Origin of the sequence: Microbacterium sp. NPDC064942 (assembly GCF_049545525.1) — a bacterium.
Lineage (GTDB): Bacteria > Actinomycetota > Actinomycetes > Actinomycetales > Microbacteriaceae > Microbacterium > Microbacterium gawkjiense.
Map to the genome: position 1 here is coordinate 806,185 of NZ_JBMWDR010000001.1, position 12,697 is coordinate 818,881.

Annotated in this window: 9 protein-coding genes and 2 pseudogenes; 6 read left to right on the forward strand and 5 right to left on the reverse strand. The window is 67.5% G+C overall.

Features of this window, described 5'->3' with window-relative positions; translation table 11 throughout:
* Window positions 1-686: 686 nt before the first annotated feature.
* The 3 genes and pseudogenes from ACPEH2_RS03920 to ACPEH2_RS03930 all read left to right on the forward strand — a co-directional run.
* Window positions 687-1,060: pseudogene (locus ACPEH2_RS03920) on the forward strand (transposase); the annotation flags it as partial.
* Window positions 1,018-1,194: pseudogene (locus ACPEH2_RS03925) on the forward strand (IS256 family transposase); the annotation flags it as partial. The pseudogenes ACPEH2_RS03920 and ACPEH2_RS03925, both read left to right, overlap by 43 nt.
* A 143-nt stretch (window positions 1,195-1,337) precedes the next feature.
* Complete coding sequence (locus tag ACPEH2_RS03930; protein WP_359917725.1) at window positions 1,338-4,082, forward strand: AAA family ATPase; 2,745 nt, start codon at window positions 1,338-1,340, stop codon at window positions 4,080-4,082.
* A 257-nt stretch (window positions 4,083-4,339) separates the two neighbouring features.
* Here the strand turns inward: ACPEH2_RS03930 and ACPEH2_RS03935 are convergent, their stop codons facing one another.
* Window positions 4,340-4,519: a helix-turn-helix domain-containing protein gene (locus tag ACPEH2_RS03935; RefSeq protein WP_359917727.1), complete on the reverse strand. Its 180-nt coding sequence runs from the start codon at window positions 4,517-4,519 to the stop codon at window positions 4,340-4,342.
* A 118-nt stretch (window positions 4,520-4,637) separates the two neighbouring features.
* On the opposite strand from ACPEH2_RS03935, the gene ACPEH2_RS03940 reads away from it, so the two are divergent.
* Window positions 4,638-5,249 (forward strand): hypothetical protein, encoded by a 612-nt coding sequence (locus tag ACPEH2_RS03940; protein ID WP_359917730.1) that lies wholly within the window; start codon window positions 4,638-4,640, stop codon window positions 5,247-5,249.
* A gap of 342 nt (window positions 5,250-5,591) precedes the next feature.
* On the opposite strand, the gene ACPEH2_RS03945 is transcribed toward ACPEH2_RS03940, so the two are convergent.
* Both ACPEH2_RS03945 and ACPEH2_RS03950 read right to left on the reverse strand, forming a co-directional pair.
* A complete protein-coding gene (locus ACPEH2_RS03945) occupies window positions 5,592-6,614 on the reverse strand; it encodes a DUF4349 domain-containing protein (protein ID WP_423718308.1) in 1,023 nt (340 codons plus the stop codon).
* A 31-nt stretch (window positions 6,615-6,645) separates the two neighbouring features.
* Entirely contained in the window at window positions 6,646-7,206 is a 561-nt protein-coding gene (locus tag ACPEH2_RS03950) for an RNA polymerase sigma factor (RefSeq protein WP_253035161.1), read from the reverse strand.
* Window positions 7,207-7,310: 104 nt separating this feature from the next.
* Here ACPEH2_RS03950 and ACPEH2_RS03955 point away from each other — a divergent pair, with 104 nt between their 5' ends.
* A complete protein-coding gene (locus ACPEH2_RS03955) occupies window positions 7,311-8,396 on the forward strand; it encodes a TerC family protein (RefSeq protein WP_311283833.1) in 1,086 nt (361 codons plus the stop codon).
* Window positions 8,397-8,404: 8 nt separating this feature from the next.
* Here the strand turns inward: ACPEH2_RS03955 and ACPEH2_RS03960 are convergent, their stop codons facing one another.
* Together ACPEH2_RS03960 and ACPEH2_RS03965 are read right to left on the reverse strand one after the other, a co-directional pair.
* Window positions 8,405-9,715, reverse strand: coding sequence for an LLM class flavin-dependent oxidoreductase (locus ACPEH2_RS03960; protein ID WP_359917739.1), 1,311 nt, complete (start codon window positions 9,713-9,715; stop codon window positions 8,405-8,407).
* Window positions 9,712-11,028 (reverse strand): O-acetylhomoserine aminocarboxypropyltransferase/cysteine synthase family protein, encoded by a 1,317-nt coding sequence (locus ACPEH2_RS03965; protein ID WP_359917742.1) that lies wholly within the window; start codon window positions 11,026-11,028, stop codon window positions 9,712-9,714. Before ACPEH2_RS03965 ends, ACPEH2_RS03960 begins: the two co-directional genes overlap by 4 nt.
* A gap of 226 nt (window positions 11,029-11,254) precedes the next feature.
* Here ACPEH2_RS03965 and leuC point away from each other — a divergent pair, with 226 nt between their 5' ends.
* A complete protein-coding gene (gene leuC, locus ACPEH2_RS03970; RefSeq protein ID WP_359917745.1) occupies window positions 11,255-12,697 on the forward strand; it encodes a 3-isopropylmalate dehydratase large subunit in 1,443 nt (480 codons plus the stop codon).

Below are 12,697 nucleotides of genomic sequence, written 5' to 3' on the forward strand. Positions count from 1 at the left end.
GTGCAGGGATAGATGTGTAGCTGTGTTCCAAGAATCCGCACGGCCCTGAGGTAGCTCTCGACCTGGTCAGCCATGACTCCCGACGGCGGACACCCGAGCACTCGACCACAGGGGTGAGCTCGCTAGAACTCTCCCAAAAGTTCGATCCGATCTCCCTCCGGGTCCGAAACCCACCCGAAGACCCCGACCCCATCCACCTGATGCGAATCGCCTTCGACATCTACTCCTCGGCGCCCTACTTGCTCGAGCATCGCGACGAGAGTGCGCATGCGGAGGTTCAACACGACCTGTTGGTCGGCCCCGATCGAAGTAGTCTGTGGCCCCTTCGAATGGGACAAACACCGTGGGCCCGCCCTGCTGCTCCCACTGACACCGTGCTCATCGGGGTCGAGCCCTAGTACCGTTCGAGACCACTCCTAGAGCGAGGCCGGATTCTTCGCCTGCAGGAAGTAGCTGCCTGTCGAATCTCACGACAGTCGTCAGATCGCGAAGTCGCTGACCTAGGGCTTTCTCGCTCGAGTTGTCAGCGCGGCCGTGATCTGCGGGAGAGACACCCCCTATCCGTAGGGTTTCGCGACACGTTCTGGCGCAGGCGAAGCTCGCGCGGTGCCTCGCTGGGACTGTGGATTTAGCGGTGTTTCCGGCCTGACGCGCCGCGCGTGATGCGTGGCGGGAAAGGTGCCGTGATGAGCACGACACTGGACGTTGTGAGTCCGAAGAAGCACCAGAACGATGACCGATCCGCGGAGGCTGCTGCGGCGGCGGAGCTGGTCCGGCTTGCCAAGGAGCAGTGCCTGGCCCTGACCGGGCCGGATGGGCTGTTGAAGCTGTTCACGAAGAACGTGCTCGAGACCGCGCTGAACGAGGAGCTCACCGAACACCTCGGGCACGAGAAGAACCGTGCCGGCCCGACCGCGACGGCGGAAACGTGCGCAATGGCACGAGGCCCAAGACGGTGCTGACCGAAGCGACCGGGCAGGTCACCATCGATGTTCCTCGGGACCGGGACGGGTCGTTCGAGCCGCAGATCGTGCGCAAGCGGCAACGCCGCCTGAACGGGGCCTGTATCTTGTCACCCGTAGCCTCGACCCCACAGGGCGTGGCCGCACCCGATGGACAATGCGCTGGAAGCCCGCTCTCAACGCATTCGCCATCACCTTCGCCGACCGCTGGCCGGCCGCAGAGACCTACTAAATGAAAACCGCCGGAAACACCGTTACTGAAACAGTCCCAAATGCAGGACGACTACGCACAGTAAGAACACCAGTGGTAATGCACGCAGGCACCAATGTGTAAGCGCCTTCCATTTAGACATAAACGGGCGTAGCCTGAGCGCCATGCGCGGCGGTTTGGAGCGTTGGAAGCGGGGTGTCGATTCCCGTGGGGTTCGACATGCGATCGCTTACGCACTCGAGGGAACTTGCGACGCGCACCTGCAGCATTCGACTGGCTCGGATGCGCTGGCGATCTATAGCGAGTCCGCCGATTCGACGGTGACAAGGTACGTCGTCCAAGACGGCGCCGTCCGATCGGACGGCCTGTCTGCTGGCGGCCTGAGGGTATGGCTCACCGGGCACGATCCAGCGACAGGGGAGGAAAGGGGCACGTCCCTACTCCGACCAGACGCCGATCTCCTGCTTGACGGCACGCTCAACCATCCCAAGTCGTACAGCATCGCGGCACTACTGCACCCCGAGCTCGCGATCGCATTCGAAGCGCTCCAAGACCGGCTTCGCGACCGCATCCTTATCCTTTGGCAACGCGAACTGAATGCTCGTCGGGGACACGGCGGGCTCGTTCGCGAGTCAATCGCGCGGCTCGAGGTCGTCGAGTTGCAGCACCGGCGCTCCCGGGCGCTCGACCCGCACGCCCACCGTCATCTCTGGTTGAACGTGAAGGTTCAAGGCGAAGACGGCAAGTGGACCAACGTGGACTCACGCGTCGCCATGAGATTTCACACCGTCGTCAACGCGGAAGGTGAGCTCGCAGCTCGCACTGACCCAGACTGGATCGCCGCGCTCGCACGCCATGGATACACGATCGGCGCCGAGGGCGAGATCGCGGAACTCGCGTCCGCCGTGCAGCCGCTCTCACGCAGATCGGCGCAGATCGAAGCCAACCGCGTGAGGCTGATCGCGCAATGGAGTGCCGCACACCTCGGGTCCCAGCCATCGGTGGCGGTGCTCGCGCAGATCGATCGACGCGCGTGGGCTGTGTCGCGCCCGAACAAGCCGGCACACTTGGACGAACAGACATGGGAAGCCTCCGTCCGTGACGAACTCGCCGCAGTTGACGTCAACATCACTACCCCGCGAGTGGCGCACAATGTCCCCGACGTCGCGATTGCTGAGCTCGACATCGATCTGCTCGCTGCTCGCGCGCTGGCAGACGCCGACGAACGCTCGACCTCATCGGGTGGCCGTTTCAGTCTGTTCGATCTGCGCGCCGGTGCCATTCGTGCAGTGTCCAGGACTGGGATCGTCGCGGATCGTGCGGTCCTCGAGGAACTCATCGAAGAAATCGCGCTCTTGGCTCGCGGTCATGCGGTGAAGCTCACAGATGCAGAAGGCGTGCCCGGCCACGTGAAGGCTTTCATGGCGACCGACACGATGCGACTCAAGATCCGCCTCGCGGGACGCTTTGACGCGTTGTCTGCGCCTGGTCGATCACAGCTCCCCAATGAGATGCGTCGAGCCGCAGCATCGGTCGACGAATTCGATCGTCTCGACCAGTCACAGCTCGCTGCGGCATGCGCGATCGCTGGTACGCACGGTCTGGTCGCGGTGACGGGCCCGGCCGGCGCGGGGAAGACGACGATGCTGCGGGCGGCCTTCGTCTCGCTGACTGCGCAACGGCGGCGGATGCTGGTGGTCGCGCCCACCAGCAAGGCCGCGTCGGTGGCAGCACGCGAGACCGGCGCTGAAGCTTCCAGCGTGCATGCGCTCCTGGCAGATCACGGTTACCGCTGGTATCGCGGCGCCGCAGGCTCGACCCAATGGTGCCGGCTCGGTGTAGGTGAGGTCGATTCCGTAACCGGGGTCACGTACGCCGGTCCCGCAAGGTTCCCGCTGTCGGCGAGAGACCGCATCGTCGTCGATGAAGCGGGAATGGTTGATCTGCAGACCGCGGATTCTCTCACCGAACTTGTCCTGGAAAAGGGCGCCAGTTTGGCGATGGTCGGCGACACGAACCAGGCTCTGCCCGTCGGCCATGCCGGCGCGATGGCATCGGCGATCCGGCACGCGACCGCCGCGGTGGAACTGGACACCGTACGTCGCTTCCACGATCCCGAATACGCCGCGCTCACCCTTCAACTTCGCAACCCTCGCGACCGCGATCACGCGTTGAAGATCGCCGACGAACTCATCACCACCGGCCACGTGCGCCGCGTCGATAACCTCGAGCAGGCTCGAGCGGCGCTCGTCGACGGCTACTTCCACTGGCGTGGACACGGACGGCGCGTCGCGCTGGTGTGCGGAACCAACAGCGAAGTCGATGCCGTCAATACTGAGATCCAGCAACGCCGCATCGACATCGGTGAACTGGACGCGACATCGCTCGCGATGGGAATAGGTGAACAGCGCATCCTCCTCGGCGACCTCGTGCAAACACGCCGCAACGACCGAAACACCGGCGTCCACAATCGCGCGCAGTGGATCGTCGACCGCATCGGTCCCGATTCCATTGGCCTGTTGTCACCGACCGATAGCGGCGTGCGGAGCCGCGTAAGCCGCGACTATGCGCTCGAGTACGTGCAGCTCGCTTACGCGACCACTGTCCACGGTGTGCAGGGGGACACCATGGACGCCGCCATCGTCGGCCCAAACGTTGATGCAGCGGGACTCTATGTCGGGCTTACTCGAGGACGCCACCACAATGAGGCCATCTGTGTGGCCAAAACTGATGCCGCCGCGCGCGTCGGTGTGGCCGCGACGATGCTCCGAGGAACGACCGAACTCACGATCGACGACTCGATGCGCGCCGCAGATTCCGAGCTGCGCCGGGCCGCAAGAGTGCGCGCGATGGCGCCGCAGGGCTACGGGGCGCCGGTGTCTGGCGGACACGGGATGTCGTGGCTGTGACCTCGGAGATGGGTGCGTGATTGCTCTACGCGTGCCCGCCCTCCGGCGCCGAGAGGGTAGCGGTCGAGGAGTGCTCCATTCCCTGCGGTCGCTATTTGCAGACTCCGCTCGCCGCTGCGCGTCGTGCTGCGCTTACCAACCGCTCCCTTCGGGCACTACGCCCTCGTCGACCGCTAGATCGGCCATTATCGGAGCGAAGGTGAAGAGCGAGGTGAATTCAAGGTAAATATGACCAGCAACACAACGAACGTGGAGCGTCAGACCTCCACGCCAAAGAGGCGCAGGAGAGCGGCACGGGGAATCATCCGCCGCGGCCCAAGTTGCACACTGGGAATCGTTCCCCGCTCGACGCCGAGCCTGATCGTGCGGTAGTCGACGCCAACAAGATCAGCGGCATCCTTCATCGTGAGAGCCAGACAATCTGGCGACTTCTGCATGGCAGCATTCCTTTCTGAGTGAAGATCGACACTCTCCTCCGACGCAAGGTACCACAAATGTGAACCAAGAGCGACGCTCCTCTTCGCCTTTCCGTCAAGCCATGGAATAGTGGAGCCTGTGACAGACATCGAGACCTTTGACGTCAGCAAAAAGAGGATCGACCTGGGCAGCGGGGTGAGCCTCCCCAGTTCGTGGTGCGCCCGCGTCACGGACGAAGACGACGTACCCGGAGCTATCACCGTCCGCGCGGAATGGGATTCAGCGCTCGGGCGCAGCGCAGTCGTCTTCGTGTCGCTGGAGCGGGGGAGTGGTGGCATCGATATCACCAGTCAGAACCTCCGGGAGATCCGTACGCACTGGATCCTTACGAGATCCGCGATGGAAGTCGTCACCGTCGACGAGGGAACGGATACGCCGATACCCGTTCACCAATTTCTCGCCCACCAACGCGGACGCACCGGCCGGACTCCCGAAGCAGCGCTCATTGACGCCGTCGCAATCTATCGTGTCGCAGGCGCGATCAGTTTCCCGCCGCTCAAACTCGTCGCCGATACACTCCACACAAGCCAAAGCACCGCTACACGGTTGATGGACCGTGCGCGAACCGATGGAGTCGCGCCAGAAGTCCGGCTTCAAGAGCCCCGACGCGCGCCGGCGGTCGATCCGTTCGAAGGCATTGGACCGTTCACAGGGCACGGCGCGCCGACTACTCCATCCATTGGTCGATAGGTCCAAAACCTACCCAACACTGTCACCGGGAGCGTCTCGGCTGGCGCCACTTTTGGACCGTCGTCACAGCCGCCACAAAGGCGGCATAAAAGCTTCCGGCAGCGGGCGCTAATTTGCCCATTTGCCCACAATTTGCCCACACTCGAAAACAGCATGTACCGGTAGGTACCATCCATAAACCGCATAAATTCACGGTTTTCAAGCCTCGCGACACCCACGAAAAACGCTGAAAAGGCCCTCTCACGGCGGTAACGCGGGTTCGAATCCCGCTGGGGTCACCAGACAGACGACACCCCCGACCACCAGGTCGGGGGTGTCGTCGTTTCGGCGCGTCGCGGGGTTTCAGGCCTCCGGCGATCCGCTCCGCACCCGTGCTCGGCGTCGTGCCCGGCGCACCACCTGGACGACGGCGAGGACGATGCCGGCGACGACGAGCCAGGGGAGCAGGAATCCCAGACCGAGGACGATCCCGTTCACGGTCGCGACGAGCGCGTTCCATCCGGTCGTGAAACCATCGCCGAAACCCTGCGGGTCGGCGGCGACGACCTCACCCGGCTCGGTGACGGTGATCGTGGCGCTCGAGAGGGCGACGTCGTCGGCCAGCGCGTCGGACTGCGCCCGGAGCGAGTCGAGCTCCGCCTGTCGCTGCGAGAGCGCCTCTTCGGCGGTCAGCAGGTCGGCCGTGGTGGCGGCATCCGAGATCAGCGACTCCAGGCGGTCGACGGAGGTCTGCAGCGCCGAGATCCGTGCGCGGAGGTCGGTCGACTGGGCGGTGACGTCCTCTCGCGAGATCTCCGAGGACCGGACCTCGCCCACGTCGTCGAGATCGGCGAGGAAGTCGCCCAGCGTGTCCGCCGGCACGCGCACGGTGATCCAGGTGCCGTCCGCAGAGGAGGTCGCGACGTCGCCCGACGACTCCGCGGACGGCGCAGCCGAGACGTTCATCGACTCGACGTACCCGCCGGCCGCGTCGGCGCGGTCACCGATCTCCCTGGCGGCGGCGGCCGGGTCTCCTGCTTCGAGGACGGTCGAACTGGTCGCGACGACCTCGCGCCCGGTGGCGGCGGTCGACCCGTTCTCCTCCGCGCCACCGCCCCGTCGCCCCCGAGGTCCCCGTTCGCTTCGGGTGCGACGGCGCCGCCGGCACCCTCGTCGTACAGCCCCACGGATCCGCCCGCGCTGCTGCTCGCCCCCGTGCCGCTCAGAGCGGGTCCGACGAACCCGGCGACCACGATGACCGCGGCCGCGGCGCCCGTGTACCCCCAGGCACGTCGCCGCCGGCGCTGCGACTGCTCCGTCGAGCGCGAGACCTCGGCGCGGATGTCGGCGAACAGCGCGGCCTCGATGTCGTCCTGCCGCTCGGATGTGAGTTCGGGGAGCTCGAGGTCGGGCCCGGTCATGATCCCTCCGCTCCGACGACGGCGCGCAGCTTCGTGCGCACCCGCGAGAGGCGGTTGCGGACGACCGCGTGCGAGATCCCGAGCTCCGCGGCGGCGGCGGCGTACGCGTAGCCTTCCGTCGCGCACAACCGGAAGATCTGCTGGTCGAGGGGGGAGAGGGTCCCGAGCTCCGCCATCACACGCTCGGCCAGGTCCCCGCCGATCACCTGATCCTCGACGTCGACCGTGGCCGGGAGCGTCTCCTCGACCGCCCCGGCGGTGTGCAGCCGGTCGCGGCGCTGCCGCCGCATCCGGTTCGCGCTCTGGAACCGGCAGATCGTGACGAGCCACGGCAGCAGCGATTCGCTGACGAGATCGAGCGTCGGCAGTCGCCGCCACGCGACCAGGAAGGTCTCCTGCATGACATCCTCCGCATCGGCCGTGTTCCCGAGGAGGCCATGGGCGAGCCAGTACACCGGCCTCGCGTAGGCGCGGTACAGCTCGCGGAAGGCCTGCTGATCGCCACCCGCGGCGGCGGCCACCAGGTCCGCGTCACGCCTCGCGAGCGGGTCGGCCATGGCATCCTCGTTCGTTCTGTCGATGGGGGAGTGTCGCGTCGCGGGGGATCGTCTCAGGCACCTCAAAAGGTACTCTGGGGGACGCCCCCGCATGAAAGGCCCTCATGGAGCTCCCCCTCTGGTTCGAGGTCGGCTCGCTGGTCGTGCTGACTCTCATCCTCGTCGCCGACCTGCTGCTGATCATCAAGCGTCCGCACGTCCCCTCGACGAAGGAGTCGACGCTCTGGGTCGTCTTCTACGTGGCCCTCGCGCTCGTGTTCGCGCTGATCATGCTGGTCGTGACGGACGTCGACTACGCCGGTCAGTTCGTCGCCGGCTGGCTGACGGAGTACAGCCTGTCGATCGACAACCTGTTCGTGTTCGTCCTCATCATGAGCCAGTTCTCCGTGCCGCGAGCGGCGCAGCAGAAGGTGCTGATGGTGGGCATCATCATCGCGCTGATCCTGCGCGGCATCTTCATCCTCCTCGGTGCCGCGATCATCGAGCAGTTCAGCTGGGTCTTCTACCTCTTCGGGCTCTTCCTCATCTACACGGCCTGGAAGCAGGCCTTCTCGAGTGAGGACGACGAGGACGAGGAGAAGAAGGAGAGCTTCGTCGTCCGCCTGCTCCGCCGTCGCATGTCGATCAGCGAGGAGTACGACGGCGCGAAGGTGCGTACCGTCATCGACGGCAAGAAGGTCTTCACGCCGATGATCATCGTGTTCGCCGCCCTCGGCATGACCGACCTGCTCTTCGCGATCGACTCGATCCCCGCGATCTTCGGCATCACGCAGAGCGCCTTCATCGTCTTCACCGCGAACATCTTCGCCCTGATGGGCCTGCGGCAGCTCTACTTCCTGCTCGGCGGTCTGCTCGACCGGCTGAAGTACCTGCACTTCGGCATCGCGTTCATCCTCGCCTTCATCGGCGTCAAGCTCGTCCTGCACGCGATGCACGAGAACGAGCTGCCGTTCATCAACGGCGGCGAGCACATCGAGTGGGCGCCGGAGATCTCCACCTGGGTGTCGCTCGGGGTGATCGTGGCCTCGATGGTCGTCGCGACCGTCGCCAGTCTCGTCGCCGCGCGTCGGGAGGGGTTGCGCGAGCCCCTTCCGGCGACGGGACCGACGCCCGTCGGCCACGCCGAGGACGTCGCCGCCGAGCAGGGCACGCCTTCGACCGTCGACCCCCGCCCGTCGCGGGAGGACTGAGGGGCGCCTCAGAACGGTCGCAGGTTCGCCCGGAGGGTCGGTTCGTACTCCCGGCGCAGGATGCCGCGGCGTCGCAGTATCGGGACGAGCTCGTCGAGCGTGCGGTGCACGGTCACAGGGTGCAGGTCGCCCCAGAGCAGCACGCCGTCGTTGCCCCACGCGCCGTACTCCTCGATGCGGTCGGCGAGCTCGTCGGCGGTCCCGACCCAGCCGGAGCCGTCGCTCAGACGGCCGAGGCGTGCGTGCGCCGCGAGGATCCGTCGCAGGGGTGCGTCGTCGTCGTGGTCGCCCACGAGTCGGCGGATGCTGCCGTGCGAGACGTGATCCCCGAAGATCCCCCGATCTAGCGGCCGGTCGAGGTCCAGGGCCGTCAGGTCCGTCTCGAGGTCGCTCGACTGCCGTTCCGCGATCCGTCGGAGCGTCGCATCGTCCGGTTCGAGCGAGGCGGCGACGATCCGGTCCGCCTCCTCGGCGGAGGAGACCACGACCGGCTGGATGGCGAAGAGGATCGTGATGTCCTCGGCCAGCCGACCCGCCGCCACCGCGGCGTCGTGGATGCGGCTGCGATAGCTGCGGACGGAGTCCTCGGTCATCGGCGCGAGAGCGAGCTGCACGTCGGAGTTCGCCCCGGCGAAGCCGAGGCCCCGCGGTGAGCCGCCCGGAGAGGCGATGACGGGTTCCCCGTCGGTGAAGGGGATCGCGTTGAGGGGGCCGTCGAACGCGTAGTACTCACCGCGGTGGATCGTGGGTTCGAGCCGAGTCCCGTCCGCGTACCGACCGGCGGCGGGATCGGCGATGAGCGCTCCGTCGGGCCAGCTCCGCCAGAGCGCCCGTATCGCCGACATCCACTCCTCGGCGCGGTCGTACGCGGCGTCGTGACCGAGCTGCGGAGAGGTCGAGAAGTGGCGGGCGCTGCCGGTGTCGGTGACGACGTTGAGTCCGAGGCGGTGCCCACTGAGGTGCTGCAGCGTCGCGAACTGCCGGGCGGCGGTGTAGGGCAGGGTCGCGGCGGGGTTCACCGTCGGGACGATGCCGATGCGCTCGGTGGCGGCGAAGAGGTACGGCGCCAGCAGCAGGGGGTCGAGCTTCGGACCGCCGAAGGCCTGGCGCACCCGCAGGTCGATCGTCTCGGCCGAACCCAGCGACGGCGCGTCCTCGATGATGAGCAGATCGAACCCCGCCTGCTCGAGGGTCCGGACGGCGTCCTGGTACAGCGCGGGGGAGGTCCAGTCGTACCCCCAATCGAGGTACGGGTGGCCCCATCCGTGCGGGCCGAAGCCGCGCGCGAGGAACCACCCGAAGTGCTGCGGGCGGCTCATGCGAGCACCGCCGCATCGTCCCGGACGGCGGATGCCGCCGCCGCGAGCGCCTGGTCCAGATCGGCCAGCAGGTCGTCGAGGTCCTCGATGCCGATGGACAGCCGCAGCGTGCCGGGGTGGACGCCCAGGGCCGCGCGCTCGGCGGGGGAGCGCCGGGCGTGGCTGGTCGTCGCCGGATGCAGCACGAGCGAGCGGACGTCGCCGAGGTGCGTCATGTGGGTGATCACCGAGACCGCTTCGACGAACGCCCGCGCAGCCGGTAGCCCGCCGCGGAGCGTGACGGTGAAGACCGAGCCGTACCCGCCGCGGAGGGAGGTCCGCGCGAGGTCGTGGGTGGGGTGCGAGGCGAGCCCGGCGTAGTCGACCGACGCCACCTCGGGGCGGTCGGCCAGCCACCCGGCGACGGCGAGCGCGTTCTCCGATTGGCGCTGCACGCGGAGGCTGAGCGTCTCGATGCCCTGACCGATGAGGAATGCGGTCAAGGGGGAGGGCGTCGGCCCGTACCGCGGTGCGACGCTCTCCCGCAGGTGGGCGATGCGCGCGCGCCCGCCGTAGCGCTCCCAGACGCTCGGCGTGCCCGCGCCGCTCTCGACGAGGTGCGGGAAGAGGCGGCCGGAACGGGATGCGTCGAACCGTCCGTCGTCGACGATCACGCCCCCGAGCACGGCGCCCTGCCCGGCGAGGAACTTGCTCGCCGAGTGGACGACGATCGCGGCGCCGTGTTCGAGGGGACGCAGCAGATACGGCGTCGCGAACGTGTTGTCGACGATGAGGGGGATGCCGGCGGCGTCGCCGATCGCGGCGACCGCCGCGATGTCCAGGACGTCGTTGCGGGCGTTGGCGATCGACTCGCCGAGGAGCACGCGCGTCTCCGGGCGGATCGCGCGGCGCCAGGCATCCGGGTCGTGGATGTCGTCGACGAAGGTCGTCTCGATCCCGAGTCGGGCCAGGTTGTCGACGAGCAGGCCGCGGGTGCCCTCGTAGATGTGCGTCGAGCTGACGATGTGCGAGCCGGCGCTGACGAGCCCGAGCAACGCGACGGCGAGGGCGGCCTGTCCCGACGCGAGGAGGACCGCCTCGGCACCGCCCTCGAGCGACGCGAGCTTGCGCTCGACGGCGTCGACGGTGGGGTTGCCGGTGCGGGTGTACCCGTACCCGTCGCCGGCACCGAAGTGGGCGGCGGCGTCGTCGAACGAGTCGAAGGTGAAGCCTGCCGTGAGGTGGATCGGCAGGGCGCGCGGGGTCGCCGTCGCGGCATCCGTCCCCACGTGGACCTGTCGCGTCGTGAACCCTCCGGTGGTCCGCTCCGTCATCGTCGTCTCCTGTCCCTCAGGGCACACAGCGTGCCACGGGGCGCCGCGGAGCCCCCGATCGTGAGACGCGGTGTTACGCCGCCGGCTCGTCTCGCCCCGTCCGGGCCGGTGGTAGTCTGGCGCGGTGCGGACCGCTCGACTCCTTATCGGCCGCGACGAGACCTCGCTCTGAGCCCTCTCTCGTCGCGGAGGCTGTCGCGGGCGCCATCCGACATCAGGAGACACCATGAGCACGATTCCCGACCGTCCGCGGACCCTCGCCGAGAAGGTGTGGGACGACCACCTCGTCGTGAAGGGTGAGGACGGCAGTCCCGACCTCATCTACATCGACCTCCACCTCGTCCACGAGGTGACCAGCCCGCAGGCCTTCGACGGTCTCCGCGCCGAAGGTCGCCCGGTGCGCCGCCTCGACCTCACGATCGCGACCGAGGACCACAACACCCCGACGCTCGAGATCGACAAGCCGATCGCCGATCTCACGAGCCGCACCCAGATCGAGACCCTGCGCCGCAACGCCGAGGAGTTCGGGGTGCGGCTGCACTCCTTGGGCGACAAGGAGCAGGGGATCGTCCACGTCGTCGGCCCGCAGCTGGGACTGACGATGCCGGGCATCACCGTCGTGTGCGGCGACTCGCACACCTCGACGCACGGTGCGTTCGGCGCCATGGCGTTCGGCATCGGGACGAGCGAGGTCGAGCACGTCCTGGCGACCCAGACCCTGCCGCTGAAGCCCTTCAAGACGATGGCCATCACCGTCGAGGGCACCCTCAAGCCGGGGGTCAGCGCGAAGGACATCATCCTGGCGATCATCGCCAAGATCGGGGCCAACGGCGGGCAGGGGTATGTCCTCGAGTTCCGCGGCTCCGCCATCCGTTCGCTCTCGATGGAGGGCCGGATGACGATGTGCAATATGTCCATCGAGGCCGGCGCCCGCGCGGGGATGATCGCGCCCGACGAGACGACGTTCGCCTACGTCAAGGACAAGCCGCACGCACCGCAGGGCGCGGACTGGGACGAGGCGGTCGCCTACTGGCGGACCCTGCCGTCCGACGAGGGAGCCGTGTACGACGCGGAGGTCTTCCTCGACGCCGACGAGCTCGAGCCGTTCGTCACCTGGGGCACCAACCCGGGTCAGGGCGTGACCCTGAGCGGTGTGGTCCCCGATCCGGCCGAGATGACCGATCCGAACGAGCGCGCCGCCGCGGAGCGCGCCCTCGAGTACATGGACCTGACCCCCGGGACCCCGCTGAAGGACGTGCCGGTGGATGCCGTCTTCATGGGCTCGTGCACGAACAGCCGCATCGAGGATCTCCGCCAGTTCGCGTCGATCGTCCGAGGCCGGACCAAGGCGGACGGGGTCCGCGTCATGGTCGTGCCCGGCTCGGCGCGCGTCCGGCTGGAGGCCGAGGCGGAGGGGCTCGACAAGGTCTTCACCGACTTCGGTGCCGAGTGGCGTTTCGCCGGATGTTCGATGTGCCTCGGGATGAACCCCGACCAGCTCGCCCCGGGGGAGCGGTGCGCCTCGACGAGCAACCGCAACTTCGAGGGACGCCAGGGCAAGGGCGGTCGCACGCACCTCGTCTCGCCCCAGGTCGCCGCTGCGACCGCCGTGCTCGGCCGCCTCGCGAGCCCGAGCGATCTCGACGCACTCGCACTGACGGAGGCCTGA

What these genes read in the sequence shown, in the direction of transcription:
- ACPEH2_RS03930 (WP_359917725.1), top strand. Translation starts at nt 1,338, where the DNA reads ATGCGCGGCGGTTTGGAGCGTTGGAAGCGGGGTGTCGATTCCCGTGGG.
- ACPEH2_RS03935 (WP_359917727.1), bottom strand. Translation starts at nt 4,519, where the DNA reads ATGCAGAAGTCGCCAGATTGTCTGGCTCTCACGATGAAGGATGCCGCT.
- ACPEH2_RS03950 (WP_253035161.1), bottom strand. Translation starts at nt 7,206, where the DNA reads ATGGCCGACCCGCTCGCGAGGCGTGACGCGGACCTGGTGGCCGCCGCC.
- ACPEH2_RS03955 (WP_311283833.1), top strand. Translation starts at nt 7,311, where the DNA reads ATGGAGCTCCCCCTCTGGTTCGAGGTCGGCTCGCTGGTCGTGCTGACT.
- ACPEH2_RS03960 (WP_359917739.1), bottom strand. Translation starts at nt 9,715, where the DNA reads ATGAGCCGCCCGCAGCACTTCGGGTGGTTCCTCGCGCGCGGCTTCGGC.
- ACPEH2_RS03965 (WP_359917742.1), bottom strand. Translation starts at nt 11,028, where the DNA reads ATGACGGAGCGGACCACCGGAGGGTTCACGACGCGACAGGTCCACGTG.
- leuC (WP_359917745.1), top strand. Translation starts at nt 11,255, where the DNA reads ATGAGCACGATTCCCGACCGTCCGCGGACCCTCGCCGAGAAGGTGTGG.